Origin of the sequence: Granulibacter bethesdensis (assembly GCF_001889525.1) — a bacterium.
Lineage (GTDB): Bacteria > Pseudomonadota > Alphaproteobacteria > Acetobacterales > Acetobacteraceae > Granulibacter > Granulibacter bethesdensis_C.
In genome coordinates this window covers 1,396,959-1,412,479 of sequence record NZ_CP018192.1, presented here as the reverse complement: position 1 = coordinate 1,412,479, position 15,521 = coordinate 1,396,959, and the positions used below count along the sequence as shown (strand labels likewise).

Below are 15,521 nucleotides of genomic sequence, written 5' to 3'. Positions count from 1 at the left end.
AAACAATGCTTGGCAAATTAACGTTATCGTCCATCCCGTTCGATGTGCCGATCGTCATGGGCGCTGTGAGTGGCATGATTCTGGCTGCTCTCGCTGTGTTGGGGGCCATTACCTATTTCGGGAAGTGGAAATACCTCTGGACTGAATGGCTAACATCCGTCGATCACAAGCGTATCGGCGTGATGTACCTCGTGCTGGCCCATATCATGCTGCTGCGCGGCTTTGCGGATGCGATCATGATGCGCTCCCAGCTTGCCCTGGCATCCGGCGACAAACCAGGCTATCTGCCGCCGGAACATTACGACCAGATTTTCTCCGCCCACGGCACCATCATGATTTTCTTCATGGCGATGCCTTTCGTGATCGGGCTGATGAACGTGGTTGTGCCGTTGCAGATTGGCGCACGGGACGTGGCTTTTCCCTTCTTGAACTCATTGAGCTTCTGGCTGACCGCCATGTCTGCCGTGTTGATCAATGTGTCTCTCGCGATCGGCGAATTTTCCCGGGCTGGCTGGCTGGCCTATCCGCCGCTCTCTGAACTTCAGTACAGCCCGGATGTCGGCGTCGATTACTATATCTGGGCGCTTCAGATTTCTGGCATCGGCACATTGCTGAGCGGTGTAAACTTCTTTGTCACCATCCTGCGTATGCGTGGGCCGGGCATGACGTTCATGAAAATGCCGATTTTCAGCTGGACCAGTCTTTGTTCCAACGTACTGATCATGGCAGCCTTCCCGATCCTGACGGTGACGCTGGCTCTGCTCAGTCTCGACCGCTATCTTGGTATGCATTTCTTCACCACTGATGGTGGCGGTAACCAGATGATGTACGTCAATCTCATCTGGGCCTGGGGTCATCCCGAGGTGTATATTCTTGTTTTGCCGGCGTTCGGCATTTTTTCTGAAATCACCGCAACGTTCTCCAGCAAAAAGCTGTTCGGCTATACCTCGATGGTTTACGCCACTGTGGCGATTACCATTCTTTCCTTTATTGTCTGGCTGCATCACTTCTTCACCATGGGTGCAGGCCCTGACGTGAATGCTTTCTTTGGCATCACCACCATGATCATTTCCATCCCGACCGGGGTGAAAGTGTTCAACTGGGTGTTCACCATGTATGGCGGGCGGGTGCGTTTTACGGCTCCGATGCTGTGGACGATCGGCTTTATCTGCACCTTTGTCATCGGTGGTATGACGGGCGTGTTGATGGCAGTGCCCGGTGCGGACTTCCTGCTGCATAACAGCCTGTTCCTGATCGCACACTTCCATAACGTGATCATTGGTGGCGTGCTGTTTGGTTACGTGGCCGGATATAATTACTGGTTCCCGAAAATGTTTGGCTTCAAGCTGGACGAAACTTGGGGCAAGCGTGCTTTCTGGTGCTGGCTGGTCGGCTTCTATCTGGCCTTTATGCCGCTTTACGTGCTGGGCTTCATGGGTGCTACCCGCCGCATGAACCACTACGACAATCCGGCCTGGACGCCCTGGATGATCATCGCCTTCATCGGTGCAGTGGTTATTTTCGCCGGCATCGGATGTCAGCTGATGCAGTTCGTCGTCAGCCTGCGTGACCGCAAGCGTAACGCCGATCTGACCGGTGATCCTTGGAAAGGTCCGACTCTGGAATGGGCGACTGCTTCTCCACCCCCGTTCTATAACTTTGCCATTGTTCCGGAAGTGGACGATGCAGAGCCGCTGTGGAGTGAAACCTTCCAGGCTCAGCGTCGTCTGGCGCGGCCGCATTACGAAGACATTCATATGCCGCGGAACACGCCTGCGGGTTTCATCATCGGCATATTTGCCTTCCTCTTCGGCTTTGGCATGGTGTGGCAGATCTGGTGGATGGCTATTCTGGGTGTTATCGGCGGTATGCTGACCCTGATTATCAGAACCTGTAACGACGATATCGACTATTACGTGCCGGCTGCAGATGTGGCCCGGATTGAGGACGCCAATCTCCGCAAATCGGTGCAGGGAGACCTTCAGCATGCTGACTGAACCGCTGGCCATTCAGGATCCTCCGGCCAGTCCTGAGCACGCGCATCACGACGAGCATGGAAAGACCGTTTTCGGCTTCTGGCTCTACCTGATGACGGACTGCATCCTGTTCTCCGGTCTGTTCGCAGCCTTTGCCGTCGCCCGCTCGCAGTTTGCGGGGGGGCCGACAGGTCAGGAGATTTTCGATCTCAAGGACGTCGCAATCGAAACCGCCCTGCTGCTGTTCAGCAGCATCACCTATGGTTTCGCGATGCTTCAGGCGCACAAGCATCGGCTGGGCGGAACGCTGCAGTGGCTGGGAGTAACTTTCCTGTTCGGCCTTGGCTTCCTTCTAATGGAAGTCAAGGAGTTTTCTCATCTGATCGCCGAAGGGGCCGGGCCGGATCGCAGTGCATTCCTGTCCGCGTTCTTCACCTTGGTTGGAACGCATGGGCTGCACGTAACATGTGGTCTGTTGTGGATGGCGGTGCTGGTGTTTCAGCTTGGTGTGCTGAAAAAAGGGCTGACGCCGGCTTATATGAGCCGTCTGACCTGCCTTAGCCTGTTCTGGCACTTTCTGGACATTGTCTGGATCTGCGTCTTCAGCTTCGTCTATCTGGCAGGAGTGCTGTAAATGGCCACCGCACATGCGCATGGTGCGTCTGACCATGGTTCAAGCCATGGCAGCGTTGGCTCCTATATCACCGGCTTTATTCTGTCGGTGATCCTGACCGCGGCGGCATTTCTGATCGTCGCTTACAAACTGATACCAGAGCATCTGATCCTTCCGGGCGTTGCCGCCCTGGCGGTTATTCAGATTCTGGTGCATCTGGTGTTTTTCCTGCACATGAATGCTTCCTCCGAACAGCGCTGGAACGTGACGGCATTTGTGTTTTCCGTGGTCGTGCTGCTGATCCTCGTTTCCGGCTCGATCTGGATCATGTACAATCTGACAAGCCGGATGGATCATGGACCGGCCACACCTTCTCTGGTAACGCAGCCTGCAGCGCATTGAAAATGCACTGATTATTCAGAAAAACCCCGCTTCCAGGCGGGGTTTTTTATTGCCCTGTGCGCGGCTGCCTGTTTCAGGTTATGTCGAGAGACAGAGAAAACAGCTTACTGGCGGTGTATTATTCCTCTCCTACTGATCCCTTCATGTTGATGTTGCGCTGCACACAATATATACTCAGTGGGAGAAAACCTGATTCAGACTATTCAGAGCAACACTCATTTCCTCTCTAAAAGCTCTGCGATCATACACGCTGGACTGGCCGGAAATTTCTATGGCCGTATTTAAAATATGCAGGAGCAATACTGCGTGACATTCCGGTCCTGTTTATCCCACTGTGTGTCTTGCTTTATGTCCGGCTGGTCGAGAAAACCTTTATTTCTTGTCACTCTGCTGTCATTACTTCTTTTAGCCACCACTCTTTACGCTGCCGAGAGTGATCGGAAACCCATTCTCCTCAAACTCGGTAAAGAGGAGATTCAGGCGGCCGGTATAGAAGTCGCAAAGGTCACTCCCGAGACCGGGATGACCGAGGCAACTCTTCAGGGCGTCGTACAGGCTCCTCCTCGTCAGGTAAGAGTGGTCGCAGCACCTGCCGGAGGTCTGATAGAAACAGTCCTGGTCGACCCGGATGAAATGGTACAGCAGGGTCAGCCGATCGCTATTCTCCGCAGCACGGAGCTGGTGGAGGCACAACGCCTTTATCTTGAAGCCGAGGCTGGTGCCACATTGGCTGAGGAACGGTTGACGCGCGATGAAGCCATGTTCAGGGAGCATATTATTCCCGAACGCCGCCTGCTAACGACCCGCGCTGAAGCATCTTTTGCGCGGTCCCGCCTTGATGAGCGGTTGCAGATGTTGTCTTTGCTGGGGATGGATGCGGCGAATATTGCAGTCCTGAAAAAAAACCGCACAATTTCTCCGACCTTGACGATCATTGCACCAGTTTCCGGCACCGTTTTGCAGCGGCAGAGTATGGCTGGCGAAAGAGTGGCGCAGGCGGCACCTCTTTTCACCATTGCTCATCTTAATCCTTTGTGGGTGCATCTGCAGGTTCCGCTGGCCCGGGCTGCTTCTCTGGCACCGGGGAACAAGGTGTCCGTATCGACTTTTGGTGGGCAGGGTCAGGTTATTCGCGTCGGACGCAGTGTCGATCCAACCACGCAGGCTACATCGGCGACGGCGGAAATAACGCAGGGTACCGAAGGGCTGCGGCCTGGTCAGGCTGTCACGGTGTCCGTCCAGCTTGAGCAATCAGGAATGCCGCAATGGCGCGTGCCAGTAGGGGCGGTCATCAGGCATCACAATCACAACTGGGTATTTGTGCAGACCGATGGTGGTTTTCGGGCCCAGCCAGTCACCGTTATAGGTGAAACATCCACCTACACATCGATCCGCGGTCATCTGTCAGTGCAGGATAACGTAGCTGTCGAAGGCATGTTGCCCTTGTTGGCAGAGCTGACCAAAGCGGACGGTAGCTGATCCGATGCTCGCCCGACTGGTTGAATTTGCGCTGAAACAGCGCCTGATTGTTCTGCTTCTGGCGGTGGCTCTGGCCGTATGGGGTGCCAACGCCTATCAGAACCTGCCCATTGATGCGTTTCCGGATGTCTCACCGACACAGGTGATCGTATCGATGAAAGCCTCCGGTTTGACGCCGGAGGAGCTGGAGCAGCGCGTCACCGTTCCGATCGAACTCGGAATCAAGGGGATTCCTTATCTGGTGATGATGCGTTCGACCACACGTTACTCAGTCGCATTGCTGACCTTTGAATTTGCCGATGGCGTGGATGTTTACTGGGCGCGGCAGCAGGTCGCAGAGAGACTCTCGGACATCAAAGCGCAATTGCCGCCAGGCGTTTCGGGTGGACTGGCACCGATTGTCACGCCGCTGGGCGAAATGCTGATGTTTACGATCACCGGCGGTGGTCTTGATCTTCAGCAGCAGCGTCATCTGATTGACTGGGTCATCCGTCCGCGTATCCGTGGTTTACCGGGGGTGGCAGATCTGAACTCCATGGGTGGCCTGTCACGCACCTATGAGGTTGTGCCGAACACGGCGGCATTGGCGGCACATGGCATTACTGTCAAGCAGCTGCTCGATACGATCGAGGCCAATAACGGAAATGATGGTGCAGGGCGGATCGAGGATGGCGAGGAAGCCTTGCTGGTCAGTGTTTCCGGCCGGATCGAGACATTGAATGATCTGCGCTCCATTGTTCTGGCTTCGCGCCCCAATGGCATTATCCGTGTCGAGGATGTAGCAGAGGTCCGATATGGCTCCCTGCCTCGCAATGGCGTTGTGGTGGCCAATGCGAAGGGAGAAGCGGTATGGGCAACCGTTCTTGGTCTTGCAGGTGCCAATGCCCGTACGGTCGTTGATGGTGTGAAAGCCAAGCTGGAGGAAATCAAGCCTCTGCTGCCCAAAGGCGCGCATATCGAGATTTATTATGACCGTAGCGAACTGATCGGCAAGGCTGTCTGGACGGTGCAGCGTGTGCTGTTGGAAGCCGTAACGCTGGTTGTTGTGCTGCTGTTGCTGTTTCTCGGCGGTCTGCGCCCGGCTTTGGTCGTGTCGATTATTCTGCCGCTGGCGGTGCTGGTGACCTTTGGGGTCATGCGGCTTTGGGGTCTGTCCGCAAACATCATGTCGCTGGGTGGTCTTGCAATCGCCATTGGTCTGCTGGTGGATTGTGCCGTCGTGGTGGTGGAAAACGCATCGCACCGTTTCACGGAAGCTGCCAGGCCGCCGACTTTTCCGCAACGTCTGCGACTGGTGGCGGAATCAACGCGTGAAGTGGTCGTGCCGCTGGTATCGGGTGTCATCATCATCGTGACCGTCTTCATGCCGCTGCTGGCTTTGCAGGGGTTGGAAGGCAAGATGTTCTCTCCGGTGGCACTCACCATCACGTTTGCGTTGTGTGCCGCATTGCTGCTGTCTCTGACAGTGGTTCCGGTGCTGTCTGCCATGGTTTTGCGAGGCGGAGGCAAAAAGGATGCGCATGGTCATCCCGTGGATCCCTTGCTGGTGCGATGGCTGCACCGATTTTACGATCCGTTTCTGGAATGGATCATTGACCGTCCGCTTTATGTCGTGGGCGTGGTTGGCTGCGGTGTCGTGGGGGCTTTTCTGGCATTTGGCGGGATCGGTTCCACTTTTGTGCCGAGCATGGATGAAGGAAATCCGGTTCTGAGTGTGCGCACGCATCCATCCATTTCTGTTCTGGAGGCGGCAGAACTGGATAACCGGGTTGAAAAGATTTTGATGGCGCAGGTGCCGGAGGTGGTTGGTATTCATGCCCGTACTGGGGCGGATGAGTTGGGTATTGATCCGGTCGGGTTGAACGATACAGACATGTTTCTGACGCTGGCCCCTCGGGATAAATGGCGCAAGCCGGATCCTGACTGGCTGATTGAGCAGATACGCGGGGTGATGGAGCAAATCCCCGGCATCTCCTATCAGATTGCACAGCCGATCGAGATGCGTGTGCAGGAAATGGTGATTGGCGCCCGTGGTGACGTGGTGGTCAAGATTTTCGGCTCCGACCTGAATGAGCTGAACCGGATCGGCAAGGATATTGCCGCCGTTATCAGCAATATTTACGGGGCTTCAGATGTGTATGCGCTGCGTAATGAAGGGATGAAATATCTGTCGGTCACTGTCGACCGGTTGGCAGCGGGCCGCTTCGGGCTTGATCTGAAAGACGTGCAGCGTGCCCTGAGAGTATGGGTGGATGGCACCGATGTCGGTGAGGTTCTGGAGCCGGGAGAAGTCAGGATTCCCCTTGTCGTACGGGGTGAGCAGAGCCTGCGGCAGTCGGTGGCCGATTTCGGACGAGTTCAGATCGCTCTGCCGGGCCGGGCTGGCAGTACCGTGCAGCTTTCACAGGTGGCGCAGATCAAGGAAACAGAAGGTCCTGTGCAGGTTGTTCGTGAACAGGCACAACGTTTTCAGACCGTGCTCGCCAATGTGCATGGGCGGGATCTGGTCGGGTTCGTGGCCGAAGCCCAGGCAGCTGTCGAAAAGAAAGTATCTATTCCTCCAGCCTACCGACTTGAATGGGGTGGCCAGTTTGAAAATCAGCAACGTGCATCAGCACGTCTGGCTATGGTGGTGCCGATTGCCCTTGGGCTGATTTTCCTGTTGCTCTATCTGACATTCGGTTCCGTGCGGCAGGCAACCTTAGTTTTCTGCAACGTGCCATTTGCCGCGATTGGCGGTATTATCGGATTGTGGATTTCCGGGGAGTTTCTCTCGGTTCCTGCATCGGTCGGGTTTATTGCTTTGATCGGGATTGCGGTTCTGAATGGTGTCGTTCTGATCAGCTATATTAACCGGCTGCAATATGAGTTGAGGCTGCCTCTGCGCACTGCCGTGCTTGAGGGAACGAAACGCCGCATGACCCCGGTTTCTCTAACGGCGACCATTGCTGCATTTGGTCTGGTGCCTTTTCTTTATGCGGAAGGGCCGGGATCGGAAATTCAGCGTCCTCTTGCTGTTGTGGTCATTGGCGGTCTGGTGACGGCTACGACATTGACGCTCGTGCTGCTGCCCATTCTTTACGACCGTTTTGCCTTGCCCAAAGCTGCACGGGCTGCGGCAGAGGGGGCAGGGGTAAAGAAAGGTGCTTCGGAGAGTCCCGAATGATATTCAGGAAGTACCACTCCTCGCTCAGCCCTCTGACTGTTGCCCTTATCTCGGCTGCCACATTGATTGGTGCGGTGGGAGCTGATCTGAGTGGCATTTCTGAAACGGCGCAGGCGGCAGAAGATCAGACTGGACACTCTGGCTCAGAAACCTCTCATCACCGGGGCACTCTTCAAAAACCGGTTTCGAAATCAGTGTCGGACAGTCAGCCTGCCATCATTTCCGAAACCCTATTTGCGCGTCATCTGCTGCGTGCACTGTCGCTTGATCCTGAATATATCTCCTTACAGGCCGAGGTGTTGGCGGTTGATGCCAGACATGCAACCACCAGCATACCCATTGCGGGATCTCCATCCGTCGGCATCGGTGGCCGTATGGATACGCGAGGCCCCCGAAAGGTATGGCAGACGGATGTGGAGTTCGGCGCTCCGCTCTGGTTGCCCGGGCAGCGTCAGGCGTTTGGTCAACAGGTAGACGCCGATTTGTTGCAGGCTGAACGCCGCGCGACGGAGCGGGCTCTGCAACTGGCAGGGGAGCTACGTGAGACATGGTGGGATGCTGTCCTGGCCATGCTGAATGTGCATGTTGCGGAACAGCGTCTGGAAACTGCGCAGGCAATCCAGAAAGATGTCGAACGCCGCGCCCATTTCGGTGATCTTTCGGCACAGGATACATTGTTCGGCGAAAATGAAACCCTTGCGGCTGACCTGGATCTGTCGCGCGCGCGGATGGAAGCGGAAAGGCTCCGTTCTGTTTACAGCACCATCACCGGCGGTGATGAGCCACTGGTCGCTTCAGAGCCGGTTGCAACTGACAGAAAGCTGGATGATCACCCGCTGATCCAGCTTGCGCTGGCGGGTATCGAGGCAGCGCGTGCCCAGATACGCTATGTGAATACGACCTTGCGCGAAAATCCTGAGGTGAGCCTGTATTCATCGCAGCAGGGCGGTGTCATGTCGGAGGAAGGAACCTCATTCGGTTTCCGGCTGAGGGTTCCGTTGGCCACCGAAGCCCGCAACATACCACGCCGGGCGGCGGCCCAGGCGGGGTTGACCCGGGCAACGGTGGAATGGACCCAGCACCGCCGTGTTCTCGGCCTGGCCATTCGCAGAGCGGAGAACGTGTTGGAACGGGCTAAAATCTCCGCAGGGATTGCGCGGGAGCGTCTGGATGTCGCCAGAAAGCAGCTCGCCAGTGCGCGTTTATCATTCGAGGCCGGTGAGGCCACGCTCTATAATCTTTATCAGGTCAGGCGGCTTCTGTCCGACGCGCTGGAGGCCGATGCACGGGCGGAGGTCGAGCTTGGCCGTGCCCGCGCGCGTCTCAATCAGGCTATGGGTGTATTGCCCGGTCTGTCAGCGGCTATGGTGACGCCCGTTGTGGCCCATCAGAAGCTATCTGAGCCTTCCCCATCTTCCCGGTAAGGGAGAGGATGGGGAAGGGATGGTTACCAGGATCGTTCCATCCCCAGCAATCCGAGAATTTCTTTTCTGAGCGAGACCAGCTGTGCATCATCCCGATGGCGGGGATAGGGCCGGTCCACCGCCAGATCCGCTAATACCGTTGCGGGCCGATCACTGAACACGATCACGCGCTCGGATAGCAGCAGAGCTTCTTCAATGTCGTGGGTGACGAGCAGGACCGTGAACCCTGCATTCTGCCACAGACGCTGGATTTCCCCCTGCATGGTCAGGCGTGTCAGGCTGTCCAGTTTGCCAAGCGGTTCATCCAGGATCAGCAAACGCGGATCGTTGACCAAAGCCCTTGCCAGTGCCGCACGCTGTGCCATGCCGCCGGAAAGCTGATGCGGATAGGAATCGGCAAATTCCGCCAGCCCCACCCGTTGCAGCGCATCGCGGATACGGTGTCGATCCTGATGCAGTGTTCCACGCGCCTCCGGCCCCAGTCCGACATTGGCTTCAACAGTACGCCATGGATAGAGGGTGGGATCCTGAAACACGACTACCCGGCTGGGATCAGGTCCGGTTATCGGGGTGCCATCCGCCAGGATGTGACCCTGTACTGGCGGTTCCAGCCCGGCGACGAGACGCAGCAAGGTAGATTTTCCGCATCCGCTCGGACCGAGCAGGGCAACGAAACTGCCCGGTTCCAGATTCAACTGAACATCCTGCAGAACCGGCAGCGGACCGGTCTTGCCGGGGAAAGAATGTGAGATGGCCTGAATCTGTAAATCCAGACCGGCTGAAGGGGATGTCAGGGCGGGATTTACCATTTCACCAATCCTTTCTGCCAACTGAGTACTCTGTCGCGCAACCGGAACAGCAGGGCGATCAATCCGGAGCACATCAGAGCCATCAGCAGCAGTGCCGCATACATGTTGGCATAGGCTGCCCAGCCTTGTGCCCAGGTCAGATACCAGCCAAGCCCTGCCTTGACCCCCATCATTTCAGCGACGACCAGTACCGAGAAGGAGGCACCAAGCCCCATAAACAAACCGACGAATACGGAGGGCATTGCTGCCGGGATGGCTACTTTCAGCACCAGAAAACGCGGTTTCGCGCCCAGTGTGCGGGCGATATCGTAATAGGCGGCAGCAACGCTGGAAACCCCGGACCAGGTCAGCACGGCCACCGGGAAGCCTGAGGCAAGGGCAATCAGAAAAATGCTTGCGCTGAAGCTGGACGGAAAAAAGAAAAATGCCAGTGGCAGCCATGCTGTGGCAGGCAATGGGCCGAGCAGGCGCAGCACCGGATGCGCCCAGTATCCCACGGCACGTGACCAACCGATGGCAACCCCGGTCACGAAACCGGTTGCAGCGCCAAGACCGTAGCCAAGACCGAGCAGGATCAGGGAGTGTCCGACGCTGTTACCCAGCCGTGGCCAATCATCGGTGTAGACTTCCAGAATAGATTGTGGAGCAGCAAAAAACGGGCGTGGCAGCAGGTTGAGCTTTGCCGTGATAAGTTCCCATGCTCCCAGCAGCAGGGCCAACACCACCAGCCATGGGCCGATATAGCGCAGTCTGGCTGGAACCCGGTTGCTCAGGGACAGAAGCAGCAGAAATGCTGCTATCCCCGTGGCACCAGCAGCCAGACAGTCGCTCCGGCCAAGATCATCCGCATCTGGCCAGAACTGGATCAGGGCGCCATCGATCCCCCACACCAAGGCGGCCATCAAGCCAATGACCCAGAATGCAGCACGGCTGCGACCCAAAAGAATGCCGGGCTGGCTGGAAAATGCGGAAGCGGAACCTGTCATGACAGAACATCTGCTGTAATTTGTTTTGCGAAACGCTCTGGATCGGTACGGCTGCGAATCACACCGATATCACGCAGTGCGGCGGCATAGGTGATGATTTCCTGCTCCAGCGCCTGTCCGCTCGGCATATGATGTTGGGTGTGAGAGCGCAGCATGATTTCGACCTGTTCTACTTTCACCTTGCCGGAATGGGCTGCATAAATCGCGGCAGCCTCGGCTGGATGAGCGGCGGCCCATTCCTGACTTTCCCGCAGGGCTGCGGTCAGTGCTCTTGCTGCTGCCCTGTCATCACGCACCATGCTGCCTCGGATACCAAGAATGCAGCAGACGCTGTGTTGATAGGGAGAGGTCAGGTTGGTAGCGATCTCCACCAGGCCCTCCCGCTCCTTGATCAGCCAAGCCAGTGGATCGTTGAGGGAAATTGCCTTCACTTCACCTTTCTTAAGCGCCACGCTGAGCAGATCGGCGGGATAAGCACGCCAGTCGATGGAATCTGCAGGAACACCCTGCTGATATGCCAGAATAGTGAAAAAGTTTTTGTCGGGAGCGGCCAGATCACTGGTGCCGATTGTCTGCCCGCGCAGATCAGCCACGCTGCGGATGGTTGAATCCTTCGGTGCCAGCAGACGCATGCAGCCACCATGAATACCACTGGTAATCCGCACATCGAATCCCTGCTCCAGAGGCTTCAGCCAGCGCAGGGTCATGCCGACACCTGCATCGGCTTTCCCGGTAGCAATCGCTTCCAGAAGCTGATCCGTTGAGCCACCGAAATTAATCAATTCCACATCAAGATTGTATTTTTTGAAAATACCCCTCTCCGCTGCTGCCGGAACGCTGACTGTACATACTGAATTCGCATTCCAGGTCACACGCAGTTTTTTCGGCTCTGGCAATGCGAATGCTGGAGAGCCGGTGCTATCGTGCTGGTGTGCTCCATGGTCAGGTGTCTCCTGCTCAGTAGCGGCCAAGCCAGTTCTGCCCAGCAATCCGACAGGAAGCGCCATACCGGCAGCCTGAAGAAGGCTTCTGCGCTTGATGGGCTTCAGGTAATGCATTTTCTGACATCCATTTTTGTGGAATTTATATTTTACTCTGAGTAAGTAGTAAATTGTGTTGAATGGACGCGGTTAACGGTATTTCTCCGCTTGTGCAACGTTTTCTGTTGCAATGCGTCTCAGCGCTGGCCGCAGGGCCGGGTGTGGGCCGTATGGGCGTGCTCCACCCTGATCGCATAAAGCGTCAAGCCCAGAGCCAGTAAGGCAATAGCGGCTCCCAGAGGGGGCAGGGTCCGGTACCCGAATCCCCATGACAGCATCACCCCTCCAAGCCACGCCCCGGTTGCATTGCCGAGATTGAAGGCTCCCTGATTAAGGGTAGATGCCAGATTACGGGCGTCCACGGCCTGATCAACCACTCTCAATTGCAGGGGAGAGACCAAAGCGAACGCGATGGCGCCCCATACGATCATGGTTGCAATGGCCAGCGCAGGGTTGAGGACCGTCCTGGTAAACAGAAGCAACACCATGATCAGGGCGATCAGTAATCCGACGATGGAAGGCATCAGCTTCCAGTCCGCCAGCCGGCCACCAATATAATTCCCCCCTGTCAACCCGACACCGAACAGGAGCAGGGCGATGGTGACAGTACGGTCTGAAAAACCGGTGACCTGCTCAAGCAGAGGGGTAATGTAGGTATAGACCGTGAACAGGCTGACGGAGCAGATCACGCTGATCAGCATGGTCAGCAGCACCTGTGGTCGCCGGAGGGTTTTGAACTCTGCCAGCATATTAACGCCCCGCTCTGCCGGAACAGCAGGAACCCATATAGCCAGAGCCGTAAAGGCTATGACGCCAATGGCTGAGACGACCCAGAAAGTAGCGCGCCATCCGGCCCATTGTCCAAGCAGGGTACCAAGCGGTACGCCCAGCACATTTGCCAATGTCAGGCCGGAAAACATCATGGCGACAGCTTGTGCACGCTGATGACGCGGCACGATCTGGGAAGCAACGACAGAGCCGATGCCGAAAAATGCCCCATGGGCCAGCGCCGTGAAAATCCGTGCCAGCATCAGAAGGGTATAATTGCCGGCGAGGCCGCACAAAATGTTGCCGAGGATGAATATCCCCATCAGGCCCATCAGCGTTGAGCGCCTTGGCAGACGAGCTGTGGCAATTGCCAGTAATGGCGAACCGAAGGTGACAGCAAGGGCATATCCCGTCACCAGTAGGCCGGCCTTGGGGATGCTGACATCCAGGCTTTTTGCCACATCGGGCAGCAGCCCCATGATGACGAACTCGGTTGTTCCAATTCCGAAGGAGGCGACAGCAAGAGCCAGCAAAGAAAAACGCACGTCGATCAGATCCCTTTACCCATCCTGATATGAATGCAGCGCAAATTTGTGCGCTGCACAATATGGAAGGATCAGGAAGCACTCATGCTCCGCTCAATGTCCTCCAGGGTTTGCCCGGTCGTTTCCGGCACGAAGCGGATCGTAAAGAAAATGGATACCACCGACATGAGGGCAAAAATCAGAAAGGTAGAGATGATCCCCAAACTGTTGAGCATTGGCAGGAAAGTATAGGCGACAATGGCGTTGGAACCCCAGTTGGCGACTGTCGCCACCGCCATGCCACGCCCTCGCGCATGGAGGGGGAATATCTCGCTGATGATCAGCCAGAAAACCGGTCCCATGCCAATGGCGAAAGCGGCGATGTAGATCGACAAGGCGGCAATGGCGATCCAGGCGGATGCTCCTCCTGGGCCGGATGTGCCGATCCAGAAGCCGAAAGCAAGCAACAGCAGGCCAATCGTCATACCGAGCAGACCATTCATGAGCAGGGAACGGCGTCCGGCCCGGTCCATCAGGCGCATGGCAATGATTGTCATACCGACGTTGACGACGCCGATCAGCACATTGGCAAGAATGGAGGCGGAATGATCGCCAATACCCGCCGCACTGAAAATCTGTGGGCCGAAATAGATGACTGTGTTGATACCGGTGACCTGTTGCAGCACGGCCAGACCAACCCCGATCACGAGAGGCAGGCGATAACGTCGATCATTGAAAATAGAAACTTTGTTGGCAGTTTTCTCGGACGCTAGCTCTGTCTGCATGAAATGATCCAGACTTTTGAACTCTCCTTCTGCCTGCTCTTTCCCCATCAACTGCCGCAATGCATCAGCAGCCTGATCAGGCTGCCCGTTTTTCAGCAGCCAGCGTGGGCTTTCCGGCAAAGCGAGCATTCCCAGAAACAGGATTATGCCTGGTACAGCGCCAAGCCCCAGCATCCACGACCATGCACGGGAAAAGGAAAAGGCGTAATCCACCAGAAACGCCACCAGAATACCAAGGGTGATGAAAAACTGGTTCATCGACACCATTCCGCCTCTCCGTGAGGCAGGAGCAATTTCCGACAGATAGAGCGGCGTGATGAGTGATGACACGCCAATGGCAAGCCCGACGATCAGGCGGCCAGTCGCCAGAACCAAAACGCTCCCGGCGAAGGCCGAGAGGACAGCACCGACAATAAACAGCACGGAGGTAATTAAAATCATCAGGCGCCGACCAAACCGGTCGGCAAGACTTCCCCCCGCCATAGCCCCCAGCGTGGCACCTGCAAGAGTGATGGCGGCGACCAGACTTTCGCTCCAGGAATCAAGGTTGAAGTCTTCCCGAAGGAAAGGCAGCGCTCCGGAAATGACACCCGTGTCATAGCCGAACAAAAGGCCGCCAAGAGCTGCCACAATCACCATGAATGTAAAATTCATATCCGCTTCCCCTCTCTGCCTGACAGCCTGTTGGGAGGCATCCCGATTGGCCGGGCTGCTGATCAGGTCATTTTTCAGTCATAGCGTTGTGGCGGCTTGCGGATAAAAGCTCAAGGCTCGAACGATATCATGACCGGAACATGGTCTGAAGGCTGCGGCTGATCACGTTCGCCCCGGTCAGGAAGGGCTTCGATCAGCCGTTCTGCCATGCGGCTTGATAACAAGGCGTGGTCGATACGCAGTCCCCGGTCACGCGGCCACGCACCCGCCTGATAATCCCAGAACGTATAAATCTGTCCCGATGGCCGCAGTGCCCGCACGGCATCGGTCAGGCCCAGCCAGAGCAATGATCGGAACCGAGCCCTTGTTTCTGGCCGCAGCAAGGCATCCTCCGGAGGCAGGGCACCGGGTGCATAATCCTCCTCGGTCGGGCAGACATTGTAATCTCCCGCGAGAATGAGGTCTTCGCCGGCGGCCAGCAGGCTGGCTGCATGCTGTGCAAGATGCTCCATCCAGCCAAGCTTGTAGGCGTATCCGGTTTCCCCCCCACTGTTGCCGTTTGGCAGGTAGAGATTGCCGATGATGGTGTTCAGCGCTCTGATCTCGATATAGCGCGCCTGTGCATCGTCGGGGGGAAGGCACGGGAGGGCGCGCTGTGTGACCTCAAACGGCACGCGGGACAGGACAGCCACTCCATTATAGGCTTTTTGCCCCACTGCCTCGGCCTGATATCCCAGTTTGGCAAAAGCCTTTGCAGGAAAAGCAGCGGTTTCGCATTTGATTTCCTGCAACAACAGGATGTCCGGCTGATTCCGCTCCAGCCAGGACAGCACATGCCCCTCCCGCTGCCTGATGGAGTTCACATTCCAGGTGGCGATTTTCACGGGCAATGCTA

General features: G+C 56.5%; 12 protein-coding genes. 6 read left to right on the top strand and 6 right to left on the bottom strand.

Annotated elements, in window-relative coordinates:
* Positions 1-5: 5 nt before the first annotated feature.
* The 6 genes from cyoB to GbCGDNIH6_RS06475 all read left to right on the top strand — a co-directional run bounded on the left by cyoB (position 6) and on the right by GbCGDNIH6_RS06475 (position 9,060).
* On the top strand, positions 6-1,997 hold the full coding sequence (gene cyoB / locus GbCGDNIH6_RS06500; protein ID WP_072563276.1) for a cytochrome o ubiquinol oxidase subunit I: 1,992 nt from the start codon (positions 6-8) through the stop codon (positions 1,995-1,997).
* Positions 1,987-2,610, top strand: coding sequence for a cytochrome o ubiquinol oxidase subunit III (gene cyoC / locus GbCGDNIH6_RS06495; RefSeq protein ID WP_011631981.1), 624 nt, complete (start codon positions 1,987-1,989; stop codon positions 2,608-2,610). Before cyoB ends, cyoC begins: the two co-directional genes overlap by 11 nt.
* Positions 2,611-2,991 (top strand): cytochrome o ubiquinol oxidase subunit IV, encoded by a 381-nt coding sequence (gene cyoD / locus GbCGDNIH6_RS06490; RefSeq protein WP_072563275.1) that lies wholly within the window; start codon positions 2,611-2,613, stop codon positions 2,989-2,991.
* A 288-nt stretch (positions 2,992-3,279) separates the two neighbouring features.
* Positions 3,280-4,470: an efflux RND transporter periplasmic adaptor subunit gene (locus GbCGDNIH6_RS06485; RefSeq protein ID WP_081369996.1), complete on the top strand. Its 1,191-nt coding sequence runs from the start codon at positions 3,280-3,282 to the stop codon at positions 4,468-4,470.
* Between the two features lie 4 nt (positions 4,471-4,474).
* Complete coding sequence (locus tag GbCGDNIH6_RS06480) at positions 4,475-7,636, top strand: efflux RND transporter permease subunit (protein WP_072563273.1); 3,162 nt, start codon at positions 4,475-4,477, stop codon at positions 7,634-7,636.
* Positions 7,633-9,060, top strand: a complete 1,428-nt coding sequence (locus tag GbCGDNIH6_RS06475) for a TolC family protein (protein WP_072563272.1) — start codon at positions 7,633-7,635, stop codon at positions 9,058-9,060. Before GbCGDNIH6_RS06480 ends, GbCGDNIH6_RS06475 begins: the two co-directional genes overlap by 4 nt.
* Positions 9,061-9,083: 23 nt before the next feature.
* On the opposite strand, the gene GbCGDNIH6_RS06470 is transcribed toward GbCGDNIH6_RS06475, so the two are convergent.
* From GbCGDNIH6_RS06470 to GbCGDNIH6_RS06445, 6 genes are all read right to left on the bottom strand, one after another.
* Positions 9,084-9,869, bottom strand: a complete 786-nt coding sequence (locus GbCGDNIH6_RS06470; RefSeq protein WP_072563271.1) for an ABC transporter ATP-binding protein — start codon at positions 9,867-9,869, stop codon at positions 9,084-9,086.
* On the bottom strand, positions 9,863-10,855 hold the full coding sequence (locus tag GbCGDNIH6_RS06465) for an ABC transporter permease (RefSeq protein ID WP_072563270.1): 993 nt from the start codon (positions 10,853-10,855) through the stop codon (positions 9,863-9,865). The genes GbCGDNIH6_RS06470 and GbCGDNIH6_RS06465 overlap by 7 nt, the downstream gene beginning before the upstream one ends.
* A complete protein-coding gene (locus tag GbCGDNIH6_RS06460) occupies positions 10,852-11,913 on the bottom strand; it encodes an ABC transporter substrate-binding protein (protein ID WP_072563269.1) in 1,062 nt (353 codons plus the stop codon). Before GbCGDNIH6_RS06460 ends, GbCGDNIH6_RS06465 begins: the two co-directional genes overlap by 4 nt.
* Positions 11,914-12,032: 119 nt before the next feature.
* A complete protein-coding gene (locus tag GbCGDNIH6_RS06455; protein WP_072563268.1) occupies positions 12,033-13,208 on the bottom strand; it encodes an MFS transporter in 1,176 nt (391 codons plus the stop codon).
* A 71-nt stretch (positions 13,209-13,279) separates the two neighbouring features.
* Positions 13,280-14,626 (bottom strand): sugar porter family MFS transporter, encoded by a 1,347-nt coding sequence (locus tag GbCGDNIH6_RS06450; protein WP_072563267.1) that lies wholly within the window; start codon positions 14,624-14,626, stop codon positions 13,280-13,282.
* A gap of 110 nt (positions 14,627-14,736) precedes the next feature.
* Positions 14,737-15,510, bottom strand: coding sequence for an exodeoxyribonuclease III (locus tag GbCGDNIH6_RS06445; protein WP_072564416.1), 774 nt, complete (start codon positions 15,508-15,510; stop codon positions 14,737-14,739).
* Between the last annotated feature and the right edge of the window lie 11 nt (positions 15,511-15,521).

Excerpts from the sequence above, each read along its gene's own strand:
- cyoB (WP_072563276.1), top strand. The coding sequence starts at position 6 with ATGCTTGGCAAATTAACGTTATCGTCCATCCCGTTCGATGTGCCGATC.
- cyoC (WP_011631981.1), top strand. The coding sequence starts at position 1,987 with ATGCTGACTGAACCGCTGGCCATTCAGGATCCTCCGGCCAGTCCTGAG.
- cyoD (WP_072563275.1), top strand. The coding sequence starts at position 2,611 with ATGGCCACCGCACATGCGCATGGTGCGTCTGACCATGGTTCAAGCCAT.
- GbCGDNIH6_RS06485 (WP_081369996.1), top strand. The coding sequence starts at position 3,280 with ATGCAGGAGCAATACTGCGTGACATTCCGGTCCTGTTTATCCCACTGT.
- GbCGDNIH6_RS06480 (WP_072563273.1), top strand. The coding sequence starts at position 4,475 with ATGCTCGCCCGACTGGTTGAATTTGCGCTGAAACAGCGCCTGATTGTT.
- GbCGDNIH6_RS06475 (WP_072563272.1), top strand. The coding sequence starts at position 7,633 with ATGATATTCAGGAAGTACCACTCCTCGCTCAGCCCTCTGACTGTTGCC.
- GbCGDNIH6_RS06470 (WP_072563271.1), bottom strand. The coding sequence starts at position 9,869 with ATGGTAAATCCCGCCCTGACATCCCCTTCAGCCGGTCTGGATTTACAG.
- GbCGDNIH6_RS06465 (WP_072563270.1), bottom strand. The coding sequence starts at position 10,855 with ATGACAGGTTCCGCTTCCGCATTTTCCAGCCAGCCCGGCATTCTTTTG.
- GbCGDNIH6_RS06460 (WP_072563269.1), bottom strand. The coding sequence starts at position 11,913 with ATGCATTACCTGAAGCCCATCAAGCGCAGAAGCCTTCTTCAGGCTGCC.
- GbCGDNIH6_RS06450 (WP_072563267.1), bottom strand. The coding sequence starts at position 14,626 with ATGAATTTTACATTCATGGTGATTGTGGCAGCTCTTGGCGGCCTTTTG.